General features: G+C 70.6%; 2 protein-coding genes. Both read right to left on the bottom strand.

Features of this window, described 5'->3' with window-relative positions:
• Positions 1–255, bottom strand: a 255-nt coding sequence (locus D7231_RS34490; protein WP_147449868.1) for a helix-turn-helix domain-containing protein, incomplete at its 3' end; no start/stop codon positions are given.
• 676 nt (positions 256–931) lie between these two features.
• The coding region (locus D7231_RS34485; protein ID WP_147449867.1) for a tyrosine-type recombinase/integrase at positions 932–2,060 on the bottom strand (1,129 nt) is incomplete at its 5' end.

Here is a 2,060-nt window from a genome sequence, read left to right as displayed (position 1 = left end):
CGAGCGGCCCGGTCCGGGCCGCTCGGGCAGCAGGACGCGCGGGGAGATACCCAGCGCGGCGGCCACGGCGATCAGGTGGTCGACCTTCAGGGCCGCGATGCCGCTCTCGGCCCGGGAGATCGTCTTGCGGTCGACGCCGGCGCGGTCGGCCAGCTTCTCCTGGGAGAGCTTGGCGGCCAGGCGGGCGTGGCGGATGAGGTGGCCGACTTCCAGGCGGCGGCGCAGGATCTCCTCGGCCGGGAGGGGGCGGGGCACCCTGCCACGTCAGCGGACCGTGATCATGAAGTCTGTACCCGCCCGGGTACACTCTCGGGTCTGACTGGGACATGACGAGGCATTGCTGACTGCCCGTCTAGCAAGGATGATCAATCGGGTAGCAGCGCCGGCGCCGGGAGGGGGCGCCGGGAGAGCGCGGCGGGTCGAGCGAGTGCACCCGTTCCCCGCCGCCTGGCGCCGAAAGGCGCCCCGCCCTGGCCCCAGAATTGGGGCCAGGGCGGTTTACTACAAGAGCGCCCCCGCCGACTCATGCGGCGGGGGCGCTCCAGCGGTTCGAGGTTCCACCGGTGGGACCGGGGCCCCGCCTCCTCTCCCCGCTGCTGACTTGGGGGTGCACCAGGGCGCCCCTGACGGGGCGCTCCCCAACGTGTGAAGCTCTGTTCACCTTACGGTTGCCGCGGCGGGTTGGGAACCCGGCACGCCGTATCGTGCGCGCGTTCGAATCGGGGATGTGGACTCCTTGTGGACTCCGGGGCGCCCCCCGACGCTGCCGGGCCCACAGCGAAGCGCCCCAGATCGGAGCCATAGGGCTCTGACCTGGAGCGCAGCGGAAGGATTGGGGGCACCGACCCGCCAGCTCGCCTCGCGGCAAGTGGTCGCTCGTAGCGACAACAGGCCCCCGGCATTATGCAGGTCACACGCCTCTGACCTGCATCTACGCCGAAACGAGACCCCGTTTCGGCCCGGTCGAACCCGGTCCACCCCGGTGGGTATGTGGACTCGATGCGGACTCCACCACCGCCAGCGGCGGACGGCCCTGCGTCAACGCCGCCAGCACCTGCCCAGCGGTGTCCATCGCCGCATGGGTGTACAGCCAGGTCACCGAACCGCCGCGCTCGTGCCCGAGGATCTCCTGAACGACCACCTCCGGCACCCCGAGAGCATGCAGCCGGGAGGCGTAGGCGTGCCGGATGGAGTGGAACCGCGGCCACCACTCCGTGCGGCGCGTCGTCGCGTTCACAGTCTTGCGCGCCACCCCGGCCCGCTGGATCGCGCCGACCCATGTCGTATAGAAGTTCGCCTGCCGGTAGGTCGCCGACCGCGGGCCGCGGAAAACCAGCTCCTCCGGGCGCATCCCTTCCTGCGGTGCCGACCGGGTGCCCTGGGCCGGGTGCGCCGCCAGGTGCCCCTCCAGGGCCTCGACCGCGAGTGGCGTCAGTGGCACCGTGCGCAGGCCGGCGTCCGATTTCGGGTACTCCTTGCGGGCTAGGTGCCCCTTGGAGTCCTCTAGCACCTCGCGGACCTGGATCCGCGCCGCTTCCAGGTCAACGCAGCAGCGGCGCAGCCCGACGAGTTCACCCCAACGGAGTCCCGTCTCCTGGGCCACGATGATGAGCGGGTGGTGGTGCCGCGGCAGCTCGGCCCGGATGAGGTCGAGCTGGGCGTAGGTGGGAGGCTTGCGGTCCTCGGGATGCTTCTTGCGGCGGCGCGGGAGCTTGATGCCGTCGCAGGGGTTGTTCAGCAGTCGTTTATCCAGGACTGCGGCGGTCATCAGGCGGTCGAGGATCTGGAAGGCGGCCGGGATGCTCGCGGCGTCCAGGGGTCCGAGGAGGCTCTTCACCCAGCGGTCAACGTCCAGCCAGGTGATATCGGTCAGCGGCCAGGAGCCGAAGGCCGGCTCGACGTGGAGGCGCCACATCCTCTCGTCACGGTTGAGGGTGTTGCGCGCGGCGCGCTGGTTCGGCCACCACTTCGCGTGCCAGGAGGTGAGGGTGATGCGGGAGCGCTTGGGGTCGAGGTAGGTGCCGTGGTTCTTGGCGCTGCGTACCTCAACGAGGTGGTCT

It is taken from the genome of Streptomyces klenkii (assembly GCF_003626645.1).
GTDB classification, from domain to species: domain Bacteria; phylum Actinomycetota; class Actinomycetes; order Streptomycetales; family Streptomycetaceae; genus Streptomyces; species Streptomyces klenkii.
Note: the sequence above shows the minus strand (reverse complement) of the source record. Positions and strands in the feature narration are given on the sequence as shown.